The 23,510-nt window shown below is 54.2% G+C and carries 25 protein-coding genes; 9 read left to right on the top strand and 16 right to left on the bottom strand.

Annotated elements, in window-relative coordinates:
• The first annotated feature begins 7 nt into the window (after positions 1–7).
• A complete protein-coding gene (gene yrbN / locus ACZRKO_RS17070; RefSeq protein ID WP_096335046.1) occupies positions 8–88 on the top strand; it encodes a protein YrbN in 81 nt (26 codons plus the stop codon).
• A complete protein-coding gene (locus ACZRKO_RS17065) occupies positions 78–2,000 on the top strand; it encodes a DEAD/DEAH family ATP-dependent RNA helicase (protein WP_463738430.1) in 1,923 nt (640 codons plus the stop codon). Before yrbN ends, ACZRKO_RS17065 begins: the two co-directional genes overlap by 11 nt.
• A gap of 96 nt (positions 2,001–2,096) precedes the next feature.
• On the opposite strand, the gene ACZRKO_RS17060 is transcribed toward ACZRKO_RS17065, so the two are convergent.
• A complete protein-coding gene (locus tag ACZRKO_RS17060) occupies positions 2,097–3,122 on the bottom strand; it encodes a luciferase-like monooxygenase (protein ID WP_463738429.1) in 1,026 nt (341 codons plus the stop codon).
• Positions 3,123–3,466: 344 nt separating this feature from the next.
• Here ACZRKO_RS17060 and ACZRKO_RS17055 point away from each other — a divergent pair, with 344 nt between their 5' ends.
• The 3 genes from ACZRKO_RS17055 to ACZRKO_RS17045 are packed head-to-tail and all read left to right on the top strand — an operon-like array spanning position 3,467 to position 6,758.
• The gene (locus ACZRKO_RS17055; RefSeq protein WP_463738428.1) at positions 3,467–4,438 is read left to right on the top strand and encodes an HlyD family secretion protein; all 972 of its coding nucleotides are present in this window, start codon (positions 3,467–3,469) and stop codon (positions 4,436–4,438) included.
• A 5-nt stretch (positions 4,439–4,443) separates the two neighbouring features.
• Entirely contained in the window at positions 4,444–5,592 is a 1,149-nt protein-coding gene (locus ACZRKO_RS17050; protein WP_463738531.1) for an ABC transporter permease, read from the top strand.
• Between the two features lie 14 nt (positions 5,593–5,606).
• A complete protein-coding gene (locus ACZRKO_RS17045) occupies positions 5,607–6,758 on the top strand; it encodes an ABC transporter permease (protein WP_463738530.1) in 1,152 nt (383 codons plus the stop codon).
• Between the two features lie 47 nt (positions 6,759–6,805).
• Here the strand turns inward: ACZRKO_RS17045 and ACZRKO_RS17040 are convergent, their stop codons facing one another.
• A complete protein-coding gene (locus ACZRKO_RS17040; protein ID WP_463738427.1) occupies positions 6,806–7,684 on the bottom strand; it encodes a U32 family peptidase in 879 nt (292 codons plus the stop codon).
• Between the two features lie 14 nt (positions 7,685–7,698).
• Positions 7,699–8,694 (bottom strand): ubiquinone anaerobic biosynthesis protein UbiU, encoded by a 996-nt coding sequence (ubiU, locus tag ACZRKO_RS17035; RefSeq protein WP_463738426.1) that lies wholly within the window; start codon positions 8,692–8,694, stop codon positions 7,699–7,701.
• 314 nt (positions 8,695–9,008) lie between these two features.
• Here ubiU and ubiT point away from each other — a divergent pair, with 314 nt between their 5' ends.
• On the top strand, positions 9,009–9,530 hold the full coding sequence (gene ubiT, locus ACZRKO_RS17030) for a ubiquinone anaerobic biosynthesis accessory factor UbiT (protein ID WP_463738425.1): 522 nt from the start codon (positions 9,009–9,011) through the stop codon (positions 9,528–9,530).
• Complete coding sequence (locus tag ACZRKO_RS17025) at positions 9,524–10,027, top strand: GNAT family N-acetyltransferase (protein WP_463738424.1); 504 nt, start codon at positions 9,524–9,526, stop codon at positions 10,025–10,027. The genes ubiT and ACZRKO_RS17025 overlap by 7 nt, the downstream gene beginning before the upstream one ends.
• A 252-nt stretch (positions 10,028–10,279) precedes the next feature.
• Here ACZRKO_RS17025 and potE read toward each other — a convergent pair whose 3' ends face one another.
• The 4 genes from potE to ACZRKO_RS17005 form a co-directional block, all read right to left on the bottom strand.
• Entirely contained in the window at positions 10,280–11,596 is a 1,317-nt protein-coding gene (gene potE / locus ACZRKO_RS17020; protein WP_463738423.1) for a putrescine-ornithine antiporter, read from the bottom strand.
• Between the two features lie 65 nt (positions 11,597–11,661).
• Positions 11,662–13,824, bottom strand: a complete 2,163-nt coding sequence (speF, locus tag ACZRKO_RS17015) for an ornithine decarboxylase SpeF (protein ID WP_463738422.1) — start codon at positions 13,822–13,824, stop codon at positions 11,662–11,664.
• A 284-nt stretch (positions 13,825–14,108) separates the two neighbouring features.
• Positions 14,109–14,192, bottom strand: a complete 84-nt coding sequence (gene speFL, locus ACZRKO_RS17010) for a leader peptide SpeFL (protein ID WP_463738529.1) — start codon at positions 14,190–14,192, stop codon at positions 14,109–14,111.
• 389 nt (positions 14,193–14,581) lie between these two features.
• The gene (locus ACZRKO_RS17005) at positions 14,582–14,878 is read right to left on the bottom strand and encodes a GIY-YIG nuclease family protein (RefSeq protein WP_463738421.1); all 297 of its coding nucleotides are present in this window, start codon (positions 14,876–14,878) and stop codon (positions 14,582–14,584) included.
• Between the two features lie 92 nt (positions 14,879–14,970).
• On the opposite strand from ACZRKO_RS17005, the gene ACZRKO_RS17000 reads away from it, so the two are divergent.
• Positions 14,971–15,411 carry a YhbP family protein gene (locus ACZRKO_RS17000; protein ID WP_463738420.1) on the top strand — a complete coding sequence of 147 codons (441 nt, stop codon included), beginning with the start codon at positions 14,971–14,973 and terminating at the stop codon, positions 15,409–15,411.
• A gap of 99 nt (positions 15,412–15,510) precedes the next feature.
• Positions 15,511–16,149, top strand: a complete 639-nt coding sequence (locus tag ACZRKO_RS16995) for a Rossmann-fold NAD(P)-binding domain-containing protein (RefSeq protein ID WP_463738419.1) — start codon at positions 15,511–15,513, stop codon at positions 16,147–16,149.
• Between the two features lie 9 nt (positions 16,150–16,158).
• On the opposite strand, the gene phnP is transcribed toward ACZRKO_RS16995, so the two are convergent.
• From phnP to phnH, 9 genes are all read right to left on the bottom strand, one after another.
• Entirely contained in the window at positions 16,159–16,911 is a 753-nt protein-coding gene (gene phnP, locus ACZRKO_RS16990; RefSeq protein WP_463738418.1) for a phosphonate metabolism protein PhnP, read from the bottom strand.
• Between the two features lie 20 nt (positions 16,912–16,931).
• Positions 16,932–17,573: a DapH/DapD/GlmU-related protein gene (locus ACZRKO_RS16985; RefSeq protein ID WP_463738417.1), complete on the bottom strand. Its 642-nt coding sequence runs from the start codon at positions 17,571–17,573 to the stop codon at positions 16,932–16,934.
• Positions 17,566–18,156 (bottom strand): ribose 1,5-bisphosphokinase, encoded by a 591-nt coding sequence (phnN, locus tag ACZRKO_RS16980; RefSeq protein WP_463738528.1) that lies wholly within the window; start codon positions 18,154–18,156, stop codon positions 17,566–17,568. The genes ACZRKO_RS16985 and phnN overlap by 8 nt, the downstream gene beginning before the upstream one ends.
• A gap of 150 nt (positions 18,157–18,306) precedes the next feature.
• Complete coding sequence (gene phnM, locus ACZRKO_RS16975; protein ID WP_463738416.1) at positions 18,307–19,443, bottom strand: alpha-D-ribose 1-methylphosphonate 5-triphosphate diphosphatase; 1,137 nt, start codon at positions 19,441–19,443, stop codon at positions 18,307–18,309.
• Positions 19,440–20,150 (bottom strand): phosphonate C-P lyase system protein PhnL, encoded by a 711-nt coding sequence (phnL, locus tag ACZRKO_RS16970; RefSeq protein ID WP_463738415.1) that lies wholly within the window; start codon positions 20,148–20,150, stop codon positions 19,440–19,442. Before phnL ends, phnM begins: the two co-directional genes overlap by 4 nt.
• A 28-nt stretch (positions 20,151–20,178) precedes the next feature.
• Positions 20,179–20,970, bottom strand: coding sequence for a phosphonate C-P lyase system protein PhnK (phnK, locus tag ACZRKO_RS16965; RefSeq protein WP_463738414.1), 792 nt, complete (start codon positions 20,968–20,970; stop codon positions 20,179–20,181).
• Positions 20,967–21,845 carry an alpha-D-ribose 1-methylphosphonate 5-phosphate C-P-lyase PhnJ gene (locus ACZRKO_RS16960; RefSeq protein WP_463738413.1) on the bottom strand — a complete coding sequence of 293 codons (879 nt, stop codon included), beginning with the start codon at positions 21,843–21,845 and terminating at the stop codon, positions 20,967–20,969. The genes phnK and ACZRKO_RS16960 overlap by 4 nt, the downstream gene beginning before the upstream one ends.
• Entirely contained in the window at positions 21,832–22,929 is a 1,098-nt protein-coding gene (locus ACZRKO_RS16955; RefSeq protein ID WP_463738412.1) for a carbon-phosphorus lyase complex subunit, read from the bottom strand. Before ACZRKO_RS16955 ends, ACZRKO_RS16960 begins: the two co-directional genes overlap by 14 nt.
• Positions 22,929–23,510: a phosphonate C-P lyase system protein PhnH gene (phnH, locus tag ACZRKO_RS16950; RefSeq protein WP_463738411.1), complete on the bottom strand. Its 582-nt coding sequence runs from the start codon at positions 23,508–23,510 to the stop codon at positions 22,929–22,931. The genes ACZRKO_RS16955 and phnH overlap by 1 nt, the downstream gene beginning before the upstream one ends.

Here is a 23,510-nt window from a genome sequence, read left to right as displayed (position 1 = left end):
CTTTTCAATGAAAATGACTGAAAATTTTCTCGACGAGTTATGTAGACTGGCTGCCATTATTAATGAGGCACGTGTACATGACTACTGAGCTTGAAACCTCTTTTGCTGACCTGGGGCTGTCTGCTCCTATCATTGCCGCCCTGACTGACCTGGGCTACGAAAAACCATCACCAATCCAAGCCGAATGTATCCCACACCTGTTAAATGGTCGTGATGTATTGGGTATGGCGCAGACGGGTTCTGGTAAAACTGCGGCCTTCGCGCTGCCACTGCTGCACAACATTAAGCCTGACTTAAAGGCTCCACAGATTCTGGTACTGGCACCAACCCGTGAACTGGCTGTTCAGGTTGCTGAAGCTTGTACTGATTTCGCTAAACATTTGCATGGCGTGAATGTGGTTGCCCTTTACGGCGGCCAACGCTATGACGTCCAACTGCGCGCACTGCGTCAGGGTCCACAAATTGTTGTGGGTACCCCAGGCCGTCTGCTGGACCACCTGAAACGCGGCACCCTGAACCTCTCTAACCTGAGCGGTTTGGTGCTGGATGAAGCCGATGAAATGCTGCGTATGGGCTTCATCGAAGACGTTGAAACCATCATGGCGCAGATCCCGGCTGATCATCAGACCGCACTGTTCTCTGCAACCATGCCGGAAGCGATTCGTCGCATTACCCGTCGTTTCATGAAAGATCCACAGGAAGTTCGCATTCAATCTAGCGTGACTACCCGTCCGGACATCAGCCAGAGCTACTGGTCTGTGCACGGCCTGCGTAAAAACGAAGCACTGGTGCGTTTCCTTGAAGCTGAAGACTTTGATGCGGCGATCATCTTCGTACGTACCAAAAATGCAACGCTTGAAGTGGCTGAAGCCCTTGAACGTAGCGGCTACAGCAGCGCTGCACTGAACGGTGATATGAACCAGTCCCTGCGTGAGCAGACTCTGGAACGTCTGAAAGATGGCCGTCTGGATATTCTGATCGCAACCGACGTGGCAGCACGTGGTCTCGATGTAGAACGTATCAGCCTGGTTGTTAACTATGACATCCCGATGGACTCAGAATCTTACGTTCACCGTATCGGCCGTACCGGTCGTGCGGGTCGTGCTGGCCGTGCGTTGCTGTTCGTTGAGAACCGCGAACGTCGCCTGCTGCGTAACATTGAACGCACCATGAAGCTGACCATTCCAGAAGTTGAAATTCCAACTGCAGATGTACTGGGTGAGCGTCGTCTTGCTAAGTTCGCTGCAAAAGTTCAGCAACAACTGGAAAGCAGCGATCTGGATCAGTACCGCGCTCTGCTGGCAAAACTGCAACCTGCAGAAGAGCTGGATATCGAAACGCTGGCTGCTGCACTGCTGAAAATGGCACAGGGCGAACGTCCTCTGATCGTTCCTGCTGATCAGGCATTCAAAAGCCGTCCGCCACGTCGTGATTTCGACGAGCGTAGCGATCGCGGTGACCGTAATGACCGTCGTCCGTCCCGTGATGGTGATCGTCCTTCCCGTGATGCAGCTCCACGTGATGGCGCTCCGCGTCGTGAACGTCGTGACGCTGGCGAGATGGAACTGTATCGCATCGAAGTGGGTCGCGATGATGGTGTTGAAGTTCGTCACATCGTTGGCGCGATTGCTAACGAAGGCGACATCAGCAGCCGTTACATCGGTAACATCAAGCTGTTCTCTTCACATTCAACGATCGAGCTGCCGAAAGGCATGCCGGGCGAAATTCTGTCTCATTTCACCCGTACCCGTATCCTGAATAAGCCGATGAACATGCAGTTGCTGGGTGATGCACAGCCACAAGCTCCACGTCGTGAACGTCCTGCAGGCGCCCCTGGTGCTGGCGGTGAGCGTCGCGGTAATGGTGCTCCACCACGTTCTTTCAGCGGTGAGCGTCGTGAGGGTGGCCGTGGTCGTCCTTCTGGCGACCGTGGTGCAGCAGCACCTGCTGGCGAACGTCGTCCACCAAGCCGTGCGCCACGTCGTACTACTGACGCATAATCTGACGTCTGCTCCGGCAAACAACAGATAAATAAAAACCAGCCTTCGGGCTGGTTTTTTTATGCCTGCAGAATCTGCAATAAGACGCTGGTGGGGTCAGCTGATACGGGCTTCTTTCACCAAATCACCTTGTAGCTGAGAGACAATCTCGAACGAGTGCAGCCGCGCCTGATGATCAAAAATCTGGCCGTTGATCATCAGTTCATTTGCTTCAGTCTCACGCAGTATGGCTTGCAGACCGGCACGGACCGTCTCTTTATTGCCCACGACCGACAGCCGCAGCGCCTGATCAACGCCAAAGCGTTCAGAAGCAGACCACAGGCTCTCAATATTATCGACCGGCACGGGGAGCTTTCCCGGATTTCCCCGGCGCAGGTTGATGAACTGCTGCTGGTTGGAGGTAAACATGCGGCGCGCTTCTTCGTCAGTATCGGCGGCAATCGCATTAATACACACCATGGCGTACGGTTTTTGCAGCTGTTCTGAAGGCTTGAACTGGCTGCGGTAAATCGCCAGCGCCTGATACAACATGTCCGGCGCAAAGTGTGACGCGAAGGCAAACGGCAGTCCTAGAGCGGCCGCAAGCTGTGCGCTGTAAAGGCTCGAACCCAACAGCCAAATCGGCACATGCAAACCCTGACCCGGCACGGCCTGTACCGCCTGACCTGTCTGGACATCAGCAAAATAGTGCTGCAACTCCTGCACATCCTGCGGGAAATTATCCACTTCGCCGGAGAGATGACGGCGCAGGGCGATCATGGTGCGCTGATCGGTGCCAGGCGCGCGGCCAAGGCCCAAATCCACGCGGTCCGGATAAAGCGTCGCCAGCGTGCCGAACTGTTCAGCAATTACCAGCGGGGAGTGGTTCGGTAACATCACACCACCGGAACCCACGCGAATCGTTTTAGTGCCTCCGGCAATAAACCCGAGCAGCACCGATGTTGCCGCACTGGCGATACCGATCATATTGTGATGCTCTGCCATCCAGTAACGCAGATAACCCAGTTTTTCAGCATGTTGGGCCAATGCCAGCGAAGATGTAAAAGCATCTTTCGGCGTGGAACCCTGCGGGACCGGTGCGAGATCCAGCACGGAAAGGGGAACAGTTGTTTTCTCAGACATGATCATCACTCACTCGTTGATGGGTGAGGGGCGAAGCTATTCGCCCGCTAATTATACAGGTGAGTATCACTGATTAAGCTTTCGCTGAATACCTGATTTGTGCTCTGTGCCGTTCAAGTAGGGTTTACGGGAATGTGTAGGGTTTGATTTATAATTTTAATCAATATGTTGTTTCGTGTTAAAAATGCTTCTGCACATCTCGCTATCATGCATGCTCTTCATTGATCGCCAATGAAGCAGGCGGCAGGGACTCAGCACGATGGAAAAGGAAACGCCAACGCTCCGGTACCGATCCCTAATTGGACTGAATTCAACCGCTGGCAGTCACAAAGGAAGCTAAGCCCATGAGTAAAAGAATATTATTGACGCTGCTGCTGGTCGCGGTGGCCATTTCACTGGCGGTGCTCTTTCGCGCTAATAACCAGGATCTCTTATTGCAGGGCGAAGTGGATGCCCCTGAAGTTATCGTTGCTTCCAAAGCCAAAGGCCGGGTGATTGAGCGTCATGTCGAACGCGGCGATGACGTCAAAGCCGGGCAGCTTCTGATCACTCTCGACAGCCCTGAACTGATGGCGCAATTGCGCTCACTGGAAGCGGCGCGTGACCAGGCCAAAGCACAGCTCGATTTGTCCGTGAACGGCACCCGTGAAGAGAGTATCCGTAACCTGAAAGCCACGCTGGCACAGGCGCAGGCTGAATATATCAATGCGCGAGACCTCTACAATCGCAATGCCAAAGTGGCGGCCAAAGGTTTTATTTCCGCCTCAGATTTAGAAGACTCCCGCCGGGCGCGTGACAGCGCCTATCAGCAGGTTTTAGTGGCGAAAGCCAATCTGGATGAGGGCATAAACGGCGATCGGGTTGAACAACGTGAAAGCTATGCCGCCCAGCTCCGTGCTGCTGAAGAAGATCTGCTACAGGTCAAAGCCCAGACGGATGACCTGCAAGTGAAAGCGCCGGTCGATGGCGAAGTCGGCCCGATCCCGGTTGAAGTCGGGGAGCTGCAAAGTGCCGGCAGCCCGCTGCTGACCTTAATCCGCCTGCCGGACGCCTATTTTGTTTTCAACCTGCGGGAAAATATTCTGGCTGGCGTTCATAAGGGCGACAAAATTCAGATCCGCGTTCCAGCACTGAATAACCAGATGATTGAGGCCGAAGTGCGTTATATCGCGCCTCTGGGTGACTACGCCACCAAGCGCGCCACCCGTGCCACCGGCGACTTTGACCTGAAAACCTTCGAAGTAAGGCTCTATCCGGCTCATCCGGTCCCTAACTTGCGCCAGGGAATGAGCGCCCTGTGGAACTGGAAAGAGTAGTGGCAATGTACCGGGTAAAAGCCGGCTGGCGTTGCTTCTCACGATCATTCACGCGGGAAACCCGTGATGCTTTTCGCAAGCCGGTGATCCACTGGCTGGGGTGGATATTTCCACTGATGCTGTTCATTCTCATCAGCAGCAATTTCTCGGAAGGGACACTGCTGGATCTCCCGGTATCAGTCGTAGACAACGACCACAGTACGCTATCGAAAACGTTGATCCGTAAACTCGACGCCGGGTCGCACGCTCACGTGCAGGCTTTTGATGGCGGCTTGCAGGAAGCCGAACACCGGCTGCGCACCGCGCAGGATTACGCGCTACTCTATATTCCGCCTGACTTTGAAGCTGATGCCCTCTCAGGCAAACAACCGAGCGTAGTGCTCTATTACAACGCGCTGTTTTATGGCGCCGGGCTTTACTCTACGCAGGACTTCAGCGGGCTGATCACCGAACTTAACACCCAATACAGCTCAATTATTGCCGGTGAAATCGGTAAAACCGTCCCCCCTCTGGCCAGCGTCGAGCTCTCTTATGGCAGTCTGTTCAACGCCAGCGGCAGTTACATTTACTATCAGCAATTCGCCGCGACTATCCACCTCATTCAGCTGTTTACCGTCACCTGTATGATCTACGTGATGGCCCGTAGCCAGTCGCTGCTGGGTGCGCCTTCTTTCACCTTCTCACTTTTGGGCAAGCTGGCACCTTATACGCTGTGCTTCACCACGTTGCTCATGGTGGAGATCGCCATGCTGGTTGGCTTCTTCGATGCGCGGGTAAGCGGGAATCCGCTGTTTATGGTGCTGATCAGTTTCTTTTATGTGATCGCCGCCCAAAGTATCGGTTTGCTGCTGTTTACCTTCACCAGCACGACCATCACCGCGTACACGATGATGGGGATATTCGTCAGTATCGCGCTGACCTTCTCGGGAATGGCGGTGCCTGAGCTCTCCATGCCGTGGCCAGCGCGTATCATTTCCAATATCGAACCCCTGACGCACGCCCTGTACGCCATGTTCGACATCTTCCTGCGGCAGGTTCCGGCCAGCGCGATATTCAGCGTTTGTGCCATTTTGTTGATTTACCCACTACTGACCGGTCTGCTGGTACATAAGCGTTTATACCTGCGCCTGAAAAAACAGGAGCCGGGAAAATGACCCTACGTCAATGGTTGCAAACCTACTGGAAAACCTTCACCAAAGTCCTGACCGGTATGCTCGACAAGCCGATGTGGATGATGCTTTTGCTCTCGCTTTGCGTGATGAGCACCGTCTACGCCAACCGCACAGTGTGGGACCTCCCGGTGGCGGTAGTTGATCAGGACCACAGCAGCGCCAGCCGTCTGCTGACCCGCCAGCTGGATGCCACGTCAAAGATAAAAATCAACAGCTACGACAGCGTTGAAGAGGCACAGCGTGATCTGGCATGGCGAAAACTGTTTGCCGTGATCATCATGCCGGTGGATCTGGAGAAGAAGATCCTCTCGGGTCAGGACATTGTGATCCCGGTGTACGGCGATGCGACTAACCGGCTGGCAAACGGCCAGATTGAGCAGGACGTTGTCGCGGCTTATCAGTCGATCCTCACGCAGTACAACACGGAATTGCTGATGCGCAGCGGCTTTACCGCGAAACAGGCTAGCGTGTTGCTGACGCCGATCGTCGGCCAGACACTGGATCTGTTTAACCCCGGCATCAGTTTTGCAGCAATTATCTTCCCCGGTTTGCTGGTGATGCTCTTACAGCACTCCCTGCTGATCGCCAGTGTGCGCGTCAACATTACGCTCAACAGCGCGCCTGACGGCAAACCGGCCATTCCAGTATTTCTCGGCGGGCTGTCGGCCCTGATCCCCATCTGGCTGTTTTTGTCGATTGTGCTGTTCGTTTTGTGGCCTTGGGTGCTTGGCTACCGGCAAACGGCAAGCATTCCCGAGATCATTATGCTGACGTTCCCCTTCCTGCTGGCGGTCCTTGGTCTCGGCAAACTAGTGACGGAGTGCCTGCGCAGCGTGGAGATGATCTACCTGACACTCTCTTTTATTACCATGCCGGTGTTTTATATCTCTGGGACCATCTGGCCGTTACAGGCCATGCCAGCCTGGGTGCGTGCCGTCTCGTCGATGCTGCCTTCGACCTGGGCGACCAAAGCCATTGCGGGGGTGAATCAGATGGGATTGCCGTTTAGCGAAGTGGGCAGCGACATGCTGATGCTGCTCTTGCTCGGGGCAATTTATACGGTGCTGGGGATCGGACTGGGAATATTGCGTGACAGCGGACGCCTGCGCAGTTGGCTGCATCGTAAAAAGCCGCTGAAGAATGATTGAGATCGCGCGAAGGAAATGACAGGCACATTGACTGTGCCTGTTGATATTTATCTCACCAGTTCCAGCCCGGCCACCCGCTGCCAGTAACCGTTACAGTCAGTTTTGTCGGTCAGGCTGAGCGGCGTCAGACCGCGCTCATTTTGCCGAAATTGCTCCAGAATCTTTAAGGTGTCGGGTGTTTCCGGCGACAACCGCACAATATCGACCAGCCCCTGCATCGACGTCAGCTCATTGCCGAGGTTATAGCAATAACCGCTCTGGGTCTGAATGCCGTTGAGCACGAACACCTGCTGGTTCTCCTGCGACAAGACTTTGCGGCCCTGCGGATAGTTAATGCAGCAGGTTTCGCAATCGTCTTTCGCTTTATCTTCTGAACGCGCGGTAAAACAGCGGGCAGAGTAGGCCAGCGGCAGATGACCGTATGAGAGCACTTCGACTTCGAACTTATCGCGGATGCCCTGCTCCTCGCACTGCTTCAGAAGATTCACCAGCCAGTCACGGGACAGCTCCACCGGCATACACCAGCGCGTCATTCCCTGTTTTTGCAGAATTTTCAGCGTCACGGCGTTATAACAGTTAAGCGCATGGCCGACGACAAACGGCAGCTTGCGTTCAGCCGCCATATTCACGGCACCAAAATCATTGGCCTCGATAAGAAACTCGCCGTTCTCGACGTAGCGCTTCAGCTCGTTGAGTTCTGACGGCGCCTGCAACAACGCCAGCGTGGAAAGCACCACCTGTTTGCCGCTGGCTGCAAGCTGACGGGCGATCTCCATCCAGTCATTGACCTTCATCTCACGCCGCTTAGTGCAGACGTTTTCCCCGAGATAAATCACGTCGGCGCTGCTGCTGGCCGCGGCCTGATAAAAGGCGTCAACCTCTGCTTTTGGCCAGTAATAGAGAATGGCCCCTAAAGAATATTTCATCATTTTTCCTGCGATCACTGCCATTTACGATGGTACGCGCCGAGCGTAGTTTGCGTACCTTCCGACATGGAACCCAACTGTTTCATCCACTCTGCGTCCGTGATAAAGCCCTGTGGATCGGCCTTACAGCGGTCGATAGCCGCACGCCAGACGCGCGTCACCTGGCTGACATACGCCGGGCTGCGCTGACGCCCTTCGATTTTCACCGAGGCAATATTGGCGGCGAACAGCTCTGGTAACAGCTCAAGCGTGTTCAGGCTGGTCGGCTCTTCCAGCGCATGATATTTCGTACCATCGACCAGATAACGGCCCTTGCACAACGTCGGATAACCGGCGTTTTCACCTTCGTCATAGCGATCAATCAGCACGTCATTAAGACGTGACTCCATTCCCTGCGGCGTTTGCTGCCAGCGCACAAACTTTGCCGGAGAACAGGCGCCGACGGTATTTGGCGACTCACCGGTCAGATAAGAGGAGAGATAGCAGCGCCCTTCGGCCATGATGCACAGGCTGCCGAACGCAAAGACTTCCAGCGGAACCACGCTGCTGCGCGACAACTGGCGGACCTGATGCATCGACAGTACGCGCGGCAGCACTACGCGTGCGACGTCAAAATTGCGCTGGTAAAAACGGATGGCCTCATCATTGGTGGCGGACGCCTGTACCGAGACATGGCGCTCGACGTGCGGGTAACGGGTGGCGGCGTAATCCAGCATCGCGATGTCCGCGAGGATCAGCGCATCGGCCCCGAGCTGTGCCGCCATATCCACGGCGCGCTCCCAGCGCTGATAACCGTCCGGGTGAGCAAAAGTATTGATGGCAATGTGCAGTTTGCGACGGCGGCTGTGGACATAATTTACCGCCTCCTGCAATTTCTTCTCAGTAAAGTTCAGACCGGCAAAGTGGCGGGCGTTGGTATCATCTTTCAAACCGATATAAACCGCATCGGCACCGTTATCAATCGCCGCTTTTAACGCAGGCAAATTGCCCGCCGGGCAAAGTAGCTCCATCGTCTGTTCCTGGCTTTAACCGGCAAAATTCGCACCGGCAAGAATGAAAAGGGAAGTATCCGCTGACGTAAATCATTCATCAGGGAGCGTTTTACTGGCCGACCATTTTAGTGAAGCTATGAATGCAATATTTTGATTTGAGGCAGTTTATGCCGAGTTGACCGGGGTTTGCCTGCGCGGGAGGTTGTATGCGCTTTCTTTCTGTTGCAGTATTTATTGATGCAGGCCGCTGAACTAAACGGACGATGTGGCAAAATAGGGCGCATATCTTGACCGAATCCATTTTCGAAAAGTTACCGAAAGGAGTAGTGCCAGTGTTGCAAAAACTACGAGCACGTATGGTGCGCCAGGGGCCTTCCCTGCTGAGTGTGCCATTAAAATTCACGCCTTTTGCGCTACAGCGTCAGGTTTTGCAGCAAGTGCTGAGCTGGCAGTTTCGTCAGGCGCTGGCTGAAGGTGAACTCGATTTCCTCGAAGATCGCTGGTTAAAAATCGAGGTCAGCGATCTCAACCTGAGCTGGCTGATGAGCGTCGAAGAGGGCAAGCTGCACATTCGCGAACACGGCGAAGCCGACGTCAGCTTCAGCGGCAGCGCCAATGATTTGGTGCTGATCGCCGCCCGTAAACAAGACCCGGATACCTTATTCTTCCAGCGCCGTTTGCGTATTGAAGGCGACACGGAGCTGGGCCTGTACGTGAAAAATCTCATGGATGCCGTTGATCTCGACAGCATGCCGGTTCTGCTGAAAAGTGGATTAATGCGTCTGGCGGACTTTATCGAAGCCGGTTTACAAGAGGACCGCGAGCCTGGTGCTGCGGAAGTGCAGACATGTTAATTCGTACCGAAATACCCATTGATGCCACAGGGATTGACCGCCTGCTGCGCGACGCCTTTCCCGGCAGTGGTGAAGCGGACTTGGTTAAAGCGTTACGTGAAGACGGCTTACTGACGCTGGGCGTGGTCGCCACCGACGATGAAGGCAAAGTGGTCGGTTACGTGGCATTTTGCCCGGTGGATATCAAAGGCGAAGACCGCAACTGGGTGGGGCTGGCACCGCTCGCCGTAGACGAATCTCTGCGCCGTCAGGGGCTGGGTGAAAAACTGATTTACGAAGGGCTGGATTCACTCAATGAATTTGGTTACGCCGCCGTCGTCGTGCTCGGTGATCCGGCATACTACGGCCGCTTTGGCTTCAAACCCGCCGCCGCCCATGACCTCCACTGCCGCTGGCCGGGTACCGAAACCGCTTTCCAGCTCTATCCTTTAGCTGAAGATGCATTGCACGATGCCCACGGTGAAGTTACCTTCCCAGCGGCATTCAACCGGTTCTGATTTTACGCTTCCACCAAACGACTTAAGCGGAGATTTCTCCGCTTTTTTGTCCTCAACGCCTCCAACTGTGAACCCTCTTTGTATTGCTTCATATAACCCATTGATTTTTAATGCATTAAAAACCTGTCCACCATAAAGGGCTGCGCACTCAAATCACCGCAGTCCTTTAATAATGCAGAGAATATGCGTATTTTTTAACGGTTCACTACCTGCTTGGTCGGTAAGGCGGACATTGCGCCCGCCTGCTGCTTATCAGACTTTCTTTTCCAGCATTTCAAATCGTGGTGAAACAATGCCGTACAGCGTCCAGCCGAGGAAGGTGGCGAGTGCGCCCCACATCATGGCTTCTTCACCGGAACTGTAGAGTGCGTAGAAGCTGTACAGCGCGCCAATACCCGCAATGACATTCGCAATGCGCGCTTTGTTGACGGGCACTTTGGCCACTTTTTGGATAATCACCAGCGCCGCCATCGACAGAATATACGGGATAATATTCGTGACAACCGCCAGATTGACTAGCACGTTGAACTGTTTGTTAAGCGATGGGCTGATGGTCATCAGCGTCATCGCACTCTGAATAACCACGATGGTCAGCATACCTTTCACTGGCGCGTCGGCTTTGCTCAGTTTGGAGAAAATTTTCGGGAAGAAACCGCTGTCGGCAGACGATTTAAACACCTGAGCAATCGTGAACTGCCAGCCCAGCAGTGAACCAACGCAGGACATAATCATCAGTGCCATGATGACTTTACCCACTGTCGGATTAAACATATGCGAGAACGCCAAACCGAAAGGAGCCGTCGAGTTGGCCAAATCCATATTTGGCACAATCCCGGCGATGACGTTGGTCGAAATGATGTAAATCACGGCGGCGCCAAGCGTTCCACCCAGCACGGCAATAGGGACGTTGCGCTCCGGGTTTTCCACCACCTCGGTATTCGCGCAGGCAGATTCCAGCCCCAGGAAGGCCCATAACGTCATAGAAATTGAGGATCCGATAGCTTCAAAAGTCGGTACGGCATGAGGGTTCCAGGCCGCCATATAAGCTTCCCCGCTGAACCAGTACCAGCCGATGACAGAGATGCCCAACACAGGGATGATGACGCCCCAGACCGTGATCGTACTGATTTGCCCGGTGATGCGCGCGCCACCGAAGTTGGCAACCGTCGCCACCCATAGCACGGCGATGGTAGCAATGCCGATACCCAGAGGCGTTAGCGCTACACCAAATAGCTCCGTGCCGTAACCGACGGCGGAAATGGCGATGGCGATATTGGCGATCAGCAAGGACACGCCATAGGTGTAGTTGGCCATAAAGTTGCCGGATTTACCGAATGCATATTCAGCGTAGCCCCCCATGCCCCCCGTTTTTCTATTAAACATGCCACATTTGGCAAACGCATAGGCCAGCGCCATCGACCCTAATGCGGTGACCAGCCACGAAACAATAGAAATAGTACCGACTTCTGCCAGTTTAGTGGGAAGCATAATTATGCCTGAACCCATCATATTTACTGCGGTGAGGACCGTTAATTGCACGACCCCCATTTTATTATTTGCTTTACTCATGATCATTCTCACTTTTTATAATGTGATCTTACTGGTGGGTAAATATCCACCAGTAACATGTCTAATTAAGCTTTGATGACATAACCGTAAGCGCGATTCCAGCCGTCTTCATCTTTCTGGATATAAACCCCCTGCAATTCCGGTGCAAAGCCAGGCAGTAAATTAATCCCTTCTTCCAGTGCCAGGAAATATCGCTGAGCCGCACCTCCCCAAATTTCACCCGGAACAACGCATAACACGCCAGGAGGATAAGGCAACGCACCTTCAGCGGCGATCCGGCCTTCTGCTTTAGCGAGAGAAATTAACTCAACATTCCCGCGAATAAACTGCGTATTGGCATCCTGTGGATTCATGGCAACGCGTGGGAAATATTTCTTGCGGAACATCTCTTTTTGTAATTCTTTAACGTCATAGCTGACATATAAGTCATGCATTTCCTGACAAAGTTGACGCAAAGTGTAATTTTCATAACGCTGTTGATTACTTTTATAAACCGCAGGCAGAACCTCACTAAGCAGTGAATTCTGTTCGATATGCTGTTCGAACCGGGCTATTAACGCCACCAGGTGTTGCATCTTGGCAATGTCTTCCGCCGGTGTGAGAAGGAAAAGAATTGAATTAAGATCGCATTTTTCAGGAACAATACCGTTTTCCCGCAGATAATTGGCAAGAATAGTCGCCGGGATACCAAATGCAGTATATTCACCATTCTCTGTATTAATTCCCGGTGTGGTAAGCAGTAATTTACAAGGGTCGACAAAATACTGTGACTCAGCATAACCGTCAAAAGCGTGCCATTTTTCACCCGGAATGAAATTAAAGAAACGCAGATCTTGAGCCATCAGTTCGGTGTCATACGATTGCCACGGCTTGCCATCAACCTGATCAGGAACGAAAGGTTTGATCAGTGAACAGGTTGCCATCAGCATCTTACGGGCTTCGATACCCACGCGGACGCACTCTTTCCAGAGGCGCTGACCACTTTTACCTTCGTGCATTTTGGCATTGACATCCAGCGCGGCAAATAGCGGGTAGAACGGGCTGGTGGAGGCGTGCATCATAAACGCATTATTGAAGCGCTTATGATTGCAATAGCGGTCCTGTCCCTTGATATGTTTATCTTTTTTATGAATTTGTGATGTCTGCGAAAAACCTGCCTGCTGTTTGTGGACTGACTGGGTAACAATAATGCCCGGATCGTTCTCGTTCAGTTCCAGCAGCAGCGGCGAACACTCTTTCATCATGGGAATAAACTGCTCGTAGCCGACCCAAGCGGAATCAAACAGAATGTAATCACAGAGATGGCCGATTTTATCCACCACCTGACGGGCGTTATAAATCGTGCCGTCATAGGTGCCGAGCTGAATAATCGCCAGACGGAAAGGGCGTTTTTCCTGAGCACGTTGCGGTGCTACTTCGCTGATTTGCTGGCGCAAATACTTCTCTTCAAAACAGTGGGCATCAATGCCACCGATAAAGCCGAACGGGTTGCGCGCTGTCTCCAGATAGACTGGCGTAGCCCCGGCCTGGATCAGCGCGCCGTGGTGGTTGGACTTGTGGTTATTACGGTCGAACAGGACCAAATCATCACGGCTCAGCAGTGCATTGCAGACGACTTTATTTGAGGCGGAAGTCCCGTTGAGCACGAAATAGGTTTTGTCCGCGTTAAACACTTTGGCTGCATGTTTTTGTGCATCGCAGGGCGCACCTTCGTGGATCAGCAGGTCCCCAAGTTTGACGTCGGCATTACACATATCTGAGCGGAAAATGTTCTCCCCGAAGAAGTCGAAGAACTGACGGCCAGCTGGATGTTTACGGAAGAATTCACCGCCCTGATGTCCCGGACAGGCGAACGTCGCGTTGCCCATTTCGACATAGCGGGTCAGGGTTTTAAAGAAAGGGGGTAATAATTCACTTTCATATTTCACCGCAGCGGCTTCCAGCTGCTTACCGTAAAATTGAGTGTTTTTGCCACAAAGTTCAAATACGCCATGCAAAGCAGGAAGAGTATTATTGTCTAAAGTTTCTTCACAACAAACGGCGACGAATAACGGAATGTTCAGACCCATCTCTTCTATTCGTTTTACCATTCCCTGTTCAACATCTGCGACGGACATCACCACGGCAGCAATATCATTAAAATCTGTGTGCTGTATATCGACGACTTCGCGGGATGTTTCAAAACACTCATGGGTATTGGTGTTGGCGGCAATTTTTAATTTTTTCATTTCTCTCACTCTTTGGACAAAACGATCCCCCGGCAATAATGTTATTTGCCGTGAAATATTTTATTTAAAATAAACCCGTGCGAATACGTAGCAATGCCCGATGAGCATGACCCGATTCTTTATTAGGTTTTAACGTTGTTGCGTAGCGTTATCCGGGATATCAAATATTATTAACGCAATGATCATTTTACAGACGAGAGGAAACCGTCATTAAATGACAAAAGCGAATATTTGATTGAGGAGGTAACGTTCGTTATACGCAATAAGAACGTAAGAGGAGAGGGTTACTTGAAGTTAAAGAAAGCGAAGCTAAAGCAACTGCGATGAGCCATCATCATCAGATGCGTCGTGCGGCGTATATGCGCCATTTTTCGATTGTTGTTTTCCATTACTGGTCCACCTTCGTCTTAAAAGATGGCGGTATAGTAGTCTTTAAAATGAATAATAACGTGACAAATATCAAAAATATTCATTTTCAGGCCCCTTTTTATTCATGGGTTATGCAAGATGGTGAATAAATTCTGACTATAGAGAGCATTGTGGTGTGAATGAAATGCTACAGGAAATAGGTTGGGATTATTATTATTTAGCTTAAGTTCAAAGGGCCGGAGAAAGTTAAAATAAAACCGGATAACCAGCGTCCGATAAAACCGCCGAATGTTACGAATATGTTATTTGTCGACGATGTTAAGATGAATAAAAACGCATTTATAACAGGTAAATATCCATTTTAAAGAATTATGCCGGTCAGCACGGGTTACTCATCAAAATAGTTCACCAGACAGGCGGGCTGCTGACTAACCAGCTTCTCTTTCTGTGCCTTACTCAGCTTTTTCACTTTGATCTCCAGTTTTGACGCCAGTGACCGGTCGCCCGCGGCGCAGTGAAAGGCCAGCTTCAGTTCACCTTTTCCCCGCAGTGCTTTAGCCCCTTTTCCTGCCTGATGCTCGGCCTGGCGGCGTTCAACGTCGGTCGTGATACCGGTATACAACATGCCCGACGGCGTGCGCAGCATATATAAATACCAAGAGGAGGGTTCAGGTGTGGCGGACATATTCACTCGCAGCAGACAAGGGGCGTGCGTCAGTTTACCTTACCGGCCTGTTGCGCGCTAAACTGACGGCAGAGAATGTTGAGGAGCAGGGCATGAATGACGCAGGTGATGTAAAACATATCAGCAAGTTTCTGGCGAAAAATCACGTCTTAGCGCTGTGCGCCGCCGCTGAAGGCGACATGTGGAGCGCCAACTGCTTTTATGTGGCGGATACCGCCACCATGACGCTCTACTTTATGACCGAACTGAAGACGCTGCATGGCACGCTGATGCACAAAAATCCGCGAATTGTCGGCACGATTGCCCCACAGCCAAAAACCATTGCGTTGATCAAAGGCATTCAGTATCGCGGTGAGGCGTTCATTCTTACCGGTGAAGAAGAGACTGAGGCCAGACACCGGTACTGCCAATATTTCCCTGTCGCGGTGGCGATGAAAGCCCCGGTCTGGGCGCTGAAACTCACTGAAATCAAAATGACCGACAATGCACTGGGCTTTGGTAAGAAGCTGATGTGGGCGCGGGAAAAGGGTTGAGATGATGCGTGGCAAGACGGGCAGCAACAGGACATGTCTCATGGCGCGGGGGAGCGGATAAAGCAACACTGGTGGGCTGGATCAACATAAGGAAATAACATGGCAAAGGTTCTTTTATTGGGTGCCAGCGGGCTGGTTGGCAGGGAGTTGTTGCGGCTCTTGCAGCAAGACTCGCGGGTCAGCCGCATTATCGCGCCAACCCGTCAGGCGCTGCCGCCGCTGAGTAAGCTGTTCAACCCGCAGGGCCGGGATTTAACGGCGCTGATTGCTGAGCTGGATGAACCTGTCGACCTGTTTTTCAGCTGTCTTGGCACTACGCGCAAACAGGCTGGCAGCGCCAAAGCGTTCCGCGCGGTAGATTTTGATCTGGTCGTGAGCAGCGCCAAAGCGGCACGCCGCCACGGAGCGAAACACTGTCTGGCAATCAGCGCTAACGGCGCGGACCCTCACTCCCGTTTTCTGTATAACCGCACCAAAGGCGAAGTGGAACAGGCGCTGATTGAGCAGAAGTGGCCGTTGCTCACGCTGGCACGGCCGTCGTTACTGGTGGGTAAACGTCAGCCACCACGCCTGCTCGAACAACTCTGCGCGCCGGTGTTCAAACTGCTGCCCGGTAAATGGAAAGCCATTGACGCGGCAGATGTCGCCAAAGCCCTGCAACAGCAGGCATTCAACGCCGGTTTAGGCGGTATTACCGTGCTCGAATCCGATCAGCTGGCCGCCATTGCCCGCGAGTAAGGTGGCCCTTTAAGCCCATTCAAGCCGGAGCCCGTCATACGCGGCGATCACGCCGGTGTCTAACGCATTATCCATCAGCCACAGATCAAGCTGGTGGCTGATGTGCGTCAGATAGGTTTTCTGCGGTTTCAGCTGGCGGTGGATCGCCAGCGCCTGAGGGAGATCGTTATGATTCTTATCCGGGATATCGCGCGGCGGATGGCTACAGTCGAGGATCAACGCGTCGAGTTTTACCTCGTCTAAAAACCGCGCCGTCGCCATCGGCAAACCGGCCGTATCCGTCAGGTAGGCAAGGGTCGCGCATTGGGTTTTGATCAAATAGCCGAAGGTGATTTTTGAGTGATTAAGCGGCAGCGGCGTCAGCTCGAGTTCACCGAACGGGTACACTGTAAACGGCTGAAACGGCAGTTGAAAATCCAGAATACCGGGATGTTTGAACAGATCGTCACACCCGTTTTCATCTGGCGGACCATAGACCGGGATCGCATTTCCGACGCCCCAGCGCAACGGAAATAACCCCTGAACGTGATCCATATGGTAATGTGTAAGCCAAAAACGCTGAATTTCTCCGTCCGCAAACTGTTGGGCTAACTCCGGCAATCCCGCATCAATTAACGTCACTTCCCCCGCAAAATCGAGCTTTGCGCTGCATGGCTGACGCCGGAAAACCGGGTCTTTACGTGCCCGTGTACAAGCCGCACATTCACAGCCAAAAACCGGCACCTGTTGGGCGCCACCGGTGCCAAGGAAGGTCAGTTGCATGATTTTTCCCTCAGGAAAGGTCAGAGATATTTTTCGACAAAAACATCCAGATCGCGGAAATCCGCCATACGGGCTTTCAGCGTAGCGTGATCCCAGTTCCACCACTGGCTGCGTTCGATCTTCTCGATCAGCGCATCATCAAAACGCATACCGATCTTCTTCGCTGCCACGCCTGCCACGATGGAATAAGGCTCAACGTCTTTAGTCACGACCGCTGAAGTGCCGATCACCGCACCGTTGCCCACGCTCACGCCGGGCATGATCACGGCGTTGTGACCAATCCATACGTCGTTGCCCACGGTGACATGATGCGCCCGCCGCCAGTTGAAAAACTCATTATCATCTTCCCCCAGCCCATAGGCCGAGGCGCGATAGGTAAAGTGATGCTGGGCGATACGGTTGTAAGTCGGATGGTTACCGGGATTGATACGGACATAGGTAGCGATAGAAACGAATTTACCGATGCTGGCGTAGTAAATCTGGTTATGACCGGCGGTGTAGGAGTAGTCGCCTAACTCGCTCTCCTCGAGAATCGCATCATCTGAAATATGCACGTACTGGCCCAGACGCGACTTGCTCATGATGACGTTGGCACCAATTTTTGGCTCAGCGTACATCTCTTCCTCGTTAAACCGCTGTGCTGCTTCAACCCTGTCACTCATAGCTCACCTTTTGCGATGTAATGTCGTAAATTTTGGCCGATACCGGTTGCTCCAGCAGGCGCAGGAACACAGCCAGTGTTTCATGCAGAAGACCGTCATTGTCCAGCCGCTGACAATGTGCGGGCAGCCCGCTGGCGTACTGCGCCGCCCGCAATAAACGGTGGCGGATCTGCTCTTTGTTTTCACGCCCGCGCTGCTGTAAACGCTGTTCTAAAACATTTTCCGAAACCTGTAAACAGACCGGTAACAGGCGTTGTCCGTAACGTTGCATGGCCTGGTCGAGATGCGCCCGCGAGCCGTTCACCACTACGTTGCAGCCCTGAGCCATCCAGTGGTCAATCTCAATGCCGACGCCATAACGGCAGCCGTGCGCCTGCCAGTCGAGGGCGAATAACCCCTGTTCAGTACGCTGATTGAATTCGTCATCGTGCAGCGCAATATGGTTTTCCGCACCCGCATTGGCTGGCCGGGTGATATAACGGTGAGCCACTACCAGCCCGGCGGGCAGGGCGTGGCGCAGCGCATCCAGCAGGCTGTCCTTGCCCGCTCCCGACGCGCCCATCAAATAAAGTAAACGACTCATCATGTCTCCACACCCTTCATCCTTGACACTATAGCGGCGTTGGCTGTCCTCACGGACCCGAATCACTTACTGATGTAAGCTCATCGGGATCCCCTCGTTTGCCGCCTTGCTACAGCGCCAATGTCATTGGGTGGCTAGGGTTTACGTCAATCAAAACACCTGTACACCCTGACGCCATACGTTCTGCACGTAATGATGGTCGCCGTGCGCCCGTGCCAGCACCAGATCGGCGCGTTTGCCTTCGGCAATGACCCCACGATCTTCTAGGCGCAGCGCTTTTGCCGGATTACGCGTCACCAGCCCGACAGCCTGCGGCAGGGTGAAAGCATTACCCTCGTCCTGCGCGATGCGAAACACCGCGTCCAGCAGACTGGCCGGATAATAGTCCGACGACAGAATGTCGAGAATACCCAGTGAGGCCAGATGATGCGCGGCGACATTGCCGGAATGCGAGCCGCCTCGAACGATATTTGGCGCACCCATCAGCACTTGCAACCCAAGTGCGTGCGAGGCCCGCGCAGCTTCCTCGGTAGTCGGGAATTCGGCGATCACGCTGCCGAGTGCCAGTGACTCTTCGACGTGGGCGGTGGTGGCATCATCATGGCTGGCGAGAGCGATCCCCAGACGGCGGCAATGCGCGGCAATGGCTTCGCGGTTGGGCTGCGCCCAGCGGCGGGAATTCTCCACCTGCTCGGCCTGAAACACTTCCATCTGGTCATCGTTCAGGTTGTATTTACCCTGATAATATTCGCGGTATTTCTGCGGTGTGGCGAACTGGCGCTGGCCCGGCGAGTGGTCCATCAGGGAAACCAGCGACAGCACTTCGGTATCCATCAGTTTTTCAAACAGCGGCAGCGTGCTTTCGTGCGGCAGTTCGCAGCGCAGGTGCAGGCGGTGCTCGGCGCGGTTCAGCCCTGCTTTCTGGCTGTTGACCACGGCGTCGATCATCTTTTGCAGATTCTCTAAACGGTGCCCGCCGTCGCGCACATCGCCGACGGCTACGGCGTCGAGCACCGTCGTGATGCCGCTGGCGACCATCAGCGCATCGTGGCTGCTCATGGCGGAGTGCGCAGGCCAGTCTACTTTCGGGCGCGGCGTGAAGAATTTGTCGAGGTTATCGGTGTGCAGCTCAATCAGACCGGGCAGCAACCAGCCGCCCTCGGCATTCAGCGCCTGCGGCAGCTGACTGGCGGTGTCGGCGAAGGCCGTGATCATGCCGTCCTGAACTTCCAGTGAGCCTTTTACCACCTGATCTTCCAGTACCAGATTGACGTTATTGATGATCATAAAGGCATCTCCGCCGGCGCTGTGGCCGGGTTCATTGCATATAAACGGTTGGCGACGCGTTCGCGCACATCTTCGTCATGGAAAATCCCGACAATCGCGGCGCCGCGCGCTTTGGCTTGCTCAATCAGCGTCACCACGGCGGCGCGGTTGGTGGCGTCCAGCGAGGCGGTCGGTTCGTCGAGCAGTAAAATCGGGTAGTCGACAATAAAGCCGCGCGCAATATTCACGCGCTGCTGTTCGCCGCCGGAGAAGGTCGAGGGCGCGAGGTGCCACAGGCGTTCCGGCACGTTGAGATGCGTCAGCAGACGGCTGGCGCGGGCTTCGCATTCGGCTTTATCGGTACCGAGTTCGAGCAGTGGCTGCATCACCAGATTCAGTGCGCTGATGCGCGGAATGACCCGCAAAAACTGGCTGACCCAGCCGACGCTGTGGCGGCGCACGGCGAGAATAGCCCGCGCTTCGGCGCCCACCATATCCACCCACTGGCCCTGATGTTCCACCCAGATATGGCCGCTGTCCGGCAGATAATTGCCGTATAAAGATCGCAACAGCGTCGATTTTCCACTGCCGGAGTGGCCGTGCAGTACCACGCACTCTCCGGCGTCAACCTGCAGGTTGGCATCACTGAATACTGGCAGGCGGGCGCTGTTCTGGTTATGCAAGACAAAGGTTTTACTGAGATTTTCGACCCTGAGCTTCGTCGTCATTTTGGTCACTCTTTCTCTGGATAAGGGGTTAAGAAAGCACGGAAGACACTAAAAGCTGTGTGTATGGATGATGCGGGTCGTCGAGTACGCGGTCGGTTAAACCACTTTCCACCACCTGACCCTGTTTCATCACCAGCAGACGGTGAGCCAGCAGGCGGGCGACGCCCAAATCATGGGTGACAATCACCACCGCCAGTTGCATCTCCACCACCAGCGTGCGCAGCAGATCCAGCAGGCGCGCCTGGACGGAGACGTCGAGGCCGCCGGTAGGTTCGTCCATAAACACTAGACGCGGGTGAGTCACCAGATTGCGGGCGATTTGCAGGCGCTGCTGCATACCGCCCGAGAAGGTGGTCGGCAGATCGTCGAGGCGCGAAACCGGAATTTCGACATCTTCCAGCCACTGCTTAGCCTGTTGGCGGATATTGCCGTAGTGACGTTCACCGACCGCCATCAGGCGTTCGCCGATATTGCCGCCTGCCGAAACTGAACGGCGCAGGCCGTCCATCGGATGCTGATGCACCACGCCCCAGTCGGTACGCAGCAGGCGGCGGCGGTCGCTTTCTTGCATGTCATACAGCGACTGCGCGGGTTGCTGGCCGTTGTTATAGATGACCTGTCCTTGCTGTGGCGCAAGGCGGGCGGAAATCGACTGCAACAGTGTGGTTTTTCCCGAGCCGGATTCGCCCACAATACCCAGCACTTCACCCGGATAGAGATTGAATGACACGTCGCTGAAGCCTTTGCCAGGCGCATAGAGATGGGTCAGATTATTGACCGACAGCAGCGGTTCGCCGCTAAGTGTAAGTGGAGTATTCATGACGGTTTGACCTCGTTCTGTAGTTCGACTTGTTGTGCACAGAAGTCGGTGTCGGAGCAGACGAACATACGGTTGCCAAGGTCGTCTAGCACCACTTCGTCCAGATAGCTGTGGTGTGAACCGCAGATGGCGCAGGGCTCGTCCCATTGCTGGACGGTGAACGGATGATCGTCGAAATCCAGACTTTCCACTTTGGTGAACGGTGGCAGGGCGTAAATGCGTTTTTCACGGCCGGCACCGAACAGTTGCAAGGCGGGCATCATGTTCATTTTCGGGTTATCGAATTTTGGGATCGGCGACGGATCCATCACGTAGCGGTCATTCACTTTTACCGGATAGGCGTAGGTGGTGGCGATATGGCCGAAGCGCGCGATGTCCTCGTAAAGTTTCACCTGCATCACGCCGTACTCTTCCAGCGCGTGCATTTTGCGGGTTTCTGTTTCGCGCGGTTCGATAAAGCGCAGCGGTTCCGGGATAGGCACCTGGAAAATCAGGATCTGATCTTCCTGTAACGGTGTTTCAGGAATGCGGTGACGGGTCTGGATCAGCGTCGCATCAACGGTTTTCTCGGTGGTTCTTACCCCGGCCACGCTCTGGAAAAATTTGCGGATCGACACTGCGTTGGTGGTGTCATCGGCGCCCTGGTCGATCACTTTTAATACATCTTGCTGGCCGATCACGCTGGCCGTCAGTTGGATCCCGCCGGTACCCCAACCGTAAGGCATCGGCATTTCACGCCCGGCAAACGGCACCTGATAACCAGGGATCGCCACGGCTTTCAAAATGCCACGGCGGATCATGCGTTTGGTCTGCTCGTCGAGATAGCCGTGGTTATAACCTGCGATGACCGGCGCGTTGGCTTCACTGTTTTTCATGGTCGGGATCCTGTGATGATAGGGCGTCATGCTGCTGGCGCAGGCGTTTGAGCAGCTCCAGTTCAGCCTGGAAATCGACGTAATGCGGCAATTTGAGATGAGAAACAAAACCGGCGGCTTCGACGTTATCGGCGTGCGACAGCACAAACTCTTCGTCCTGCGCCGGGCTGCTGACCTGCTCGTTGTACTCTTTGGTTTGCAGCGCACGATCCACCAGCGACATCGACATGGCTTTGCGTTCGGCGCGGCCAAACACCAGGCCGTACCCACGGGTGAAGTGCGGCGGTTTGTCTTCTGGCGTCACGAAGCCGTTCACCATCTCGCATTCAGTCAGCAGGATTTCGCCGATATCAATCGCAAAACCTAGCTCTTCCGGCACGATCTCCACCGTCAGCCAGCCGGTACGAATTTCACCGGCGAACGGATGGGTACGACCATAACCGCGCTGTGTCGAGTAGCTGAGCGACAGCAAAAATCCTTCGTCGCCACGCACCAGTTGTTGCAGACGGGCAGCGCGGGAAGCCGGGTAAACCGGTGGCGTACGGGTGATATCTTCCGGATCCGAGCCGTCATCCTCTTCCTGCACCGCCAGTTGCTGGCGGGTCAGCAAATCGAAAACGTGGCTGCAATTTTCCGGCAGGGTTTCATCGGCAAGTGGCGCAAAAGGCGCTTCCCCTTCTGCCAGCAGTGCGAAATCCAGCAGACGGTGGGTGTAGTCGTAGGTCGGTCCGAGTACCTGCCCGCCGGGCAGATCTTTATAGACGGCAGAAATACGCCGCTCAAGACGCATATTTTTGGTATCCAGAGGCTGGCTGGTGGCCAGCCGCGGCAGCGTGGTGCGGTAGGCGCGCAGCAGGAAAATCGCTTCGACCAGATCCCCGCCGGACTGCTTAATCGCCAGCGCGGCGAGTTCGCGGTCATAAATCCCGCCTTCGCTCATTACGCGGTCCACGGCCAGCCCGAGCTGTTGTTCAATCTGCTCACAGCCAAGTTCCTGTACATCAGTATTGCCACGACGCTCATGCGCCAGCAGCTGATGGGCGGCAGCAATGGCTTTTTCGCCCCCTTTCACGGCTACGTACATCAGCAAGCCTCCACGCGGGTGGTGCGCGGTAGCGCAATCAGTTCGTCACCGCAGGTGAACATAAAGTCCAGCCCCAGCGGGAAACGGTGCGGGCGGTTCTGCAAATAATTGCGTACCGCGTCAGGCAGTGTCGGGGTGATCACCCGTTCGGACTCAATTCCGGGGCCGGTCAGGCGCAGCGGCGTTCCGCCGGATAAACCGTCCAGTTGCACGATGACGCTGGTGGACAGCTCCGGTGACATTTCATCGCCACAGGCAAACGCCATCAGCGTCGCGTTGTCGAGTGCCGGGTCTGCCAGCGCAAAGCTGACCGTGGACGGGTCATCCGTCAGCAGTGCACCGGTATGAAAACGCAGGTTTTTACGCAGAATATCGTCGTTAAGTGAGCGGCTGATCCACAGCGGCGTGTCCTGGTCGATCAGGGTCAGCAGGACGCAGGCGCTGGCCGAACCGAGCGCACCAAATCCCGCCACCGCAGGTAATTTAACGCAGGTACCCGGCTCACTCAGGGCTTTTAAAATACGGCGGAAGCTGAACTGGGCGTCAGCCACCGGGTGTTGAAAACTGGCAACAAGTGACAT

The organism is Ewingella sp. C233, from assembly GCF_055407225.1.
Note: the sequence above shows the minus strand (reverse complement) of the source record. Positions and strands in the feature narration are given on the sequence as shown.

Excerpts from the sequence above, each read along its gene's own strand:
- yrbN (WP_096335046.1), top strand. The coding sequence starts at position 8 with ATGAAAATGACTGAAAATTTTCTCGACGAGTTATGTAGACTGGCTGCC.
- ACZRKO_RS17065 (WP_463738430.1), top strand. The coding sequence starts at position 78 with ATGACTACTGAGCTTGAAACCTCTTTTGCTGACCTGGGGCTGTCTGCT.
- ACZRKO_RS17060 (WP_463738429.1), bottom strand. The coding sequence starts at position 3,122 with ATGTCTGAGAAAACAACTGTTCCCCTTTCCGTGCTGGATCTCGCACCG.
- ACZRKO_RS17055 (WP_463738428.1), top strand. The coding sequence starts at position 3,467 with ATGAGTAAAAGAATATTATTGACGCTGCTGCTGGTCGCGGTGGCCATT.
- ACZRKO_RS17050 (WP_463738531.1), top strand. The coding sequence starts at position 4,444 with ATGTACCGGGTAAAAGCCGGCTGGCGTTGCTTCTCACGATCATTCACG.
- ACZRKO_RS17040 (WP_463738427.1), bottom strand. The coding sequence starts at position 7,684 with ATGAAATATTCTTTAGGGGCCATTCTCTATTACTGGCCAAAAGCAGAG.
- ubiU (WP_463738426.1), bottom strand. The coding sequence starts at position 8,694 with ATGGAGCTACTTTGCCCGGCGGGCAATTTGCCTGCGTTAAAAGCGGCG.
- ACZRKO_RS17025 (WP_463738424.1), top strand. The coding sequence starts at position 9,524 with ATGTTAATTCGTACCGAAATACCCATTGATGCCACAGGGATTGACCGC.
- potE (WP_463738423.1), bottom strand. The coding sequence starts at position 11,596 with ATGAGTAAAGCAAATAATAAAATGGGGGTCGTGCAATTAACGGTCCTC.
- speF (WP_463738422.1), bottom strand. The coding sequence starts at position 13,824 with ATGAAAAAATTAAAAATTGCCGCCAACACCAATACCCATGAGTGTTTT.
- speFL (WP_463738529.1), bottom strand. The coding sequence starts at position 14,192 with ATGGCGCATATACGCCGCACGACGCATCTGATGATGATGGCTCATCGC.
- ACZRKO_RS17005 (WP_463738421.1), bottom strand. The coding sequence starts at position 14,878 with ATGTCCGCCACACCTGAACCCTCCTCTTGGTATTTATATATGCTGCGC.
- ACZRKO_RS17000 (WP_463738420.1), top strand. The coding sequence starts at position 14,971 with ATGAATGACGCAGGTGATGTAAAACATATCAGCAAGTTTCTGGCGAAA.
- ACZRKO_RS16995 (WP_463738419.1), top strand. The coding sequence starts at position 15,511 with ATGGCAAAGGTTCTTTTATTGGGTGCCAGCGGGCTGGTTGGCAGGGAG.
- phnP (WP_463738418.1), bottom strand. The coding sequence starts at position 16,911 with ATGCAACTGACCTTCCTTGGCACCGGTGGCGCCCAACAGGTGCCGGTT.
- ACZRKO_RS16985 (WP_463738417.1), bottom strand. The coding sequence starts at position 17,573 with ATGAGTGACAGGGTTGAAGCAGCACAGCGGTTTAACGAGGAAGAGATG.
- phnN (WP_463738528.1), bottom strand. The coding sequence starts at position 18,156 with ATGAGTCGTTTACTTTATTTGATGGGCGCGTCGGGAGCGGGCAAGGAC.
- phnM (WP_463738416.1), bottom strand. The coding sequence starts at position 19,443 with ATGATCATCAATAACGTCAATCTGGTACTGGAAGATCAGGTGGTAAAA.
- phnL (WP_463738415.1), bottom strand. The coding sequence starts at position 20,150 with ATGACGACGAAGCTCAGGGTCGAAAATCTCAGTAAAACCTTTGTCTTG.
- phnK (WP_463738414.1), bottom strand. The coding sequence starts at position 20,970 with ATGAATACTCCACTTACACTTAGCGGCGAACCGCTGCTGTCGGTCAAT.
- ACZRKO_RS16960 (WP_463738413.1), bottom strand. The coding sequence starts at position 21,845 with ATGAAAAACAGTGAAGCCAACGCGCCGGTCATCGCAGGTTATAACCAC.
- ACZRKO_RS16955 (WP_463738412.1), bottom strand. The coding sequence starts at position 22,929 with ATGTACGTAGCCGTGAAAGGGGGCGAAAAAGCCATTGCTGCCGCCCAT.
- phnH (WP_463738411.1), bottom strand. The coding sequence starts at position 23,510 with ATGTCACTTGTTGCCAGTTTTCAACACCCGGTGGCTGACGCCCAGTTC.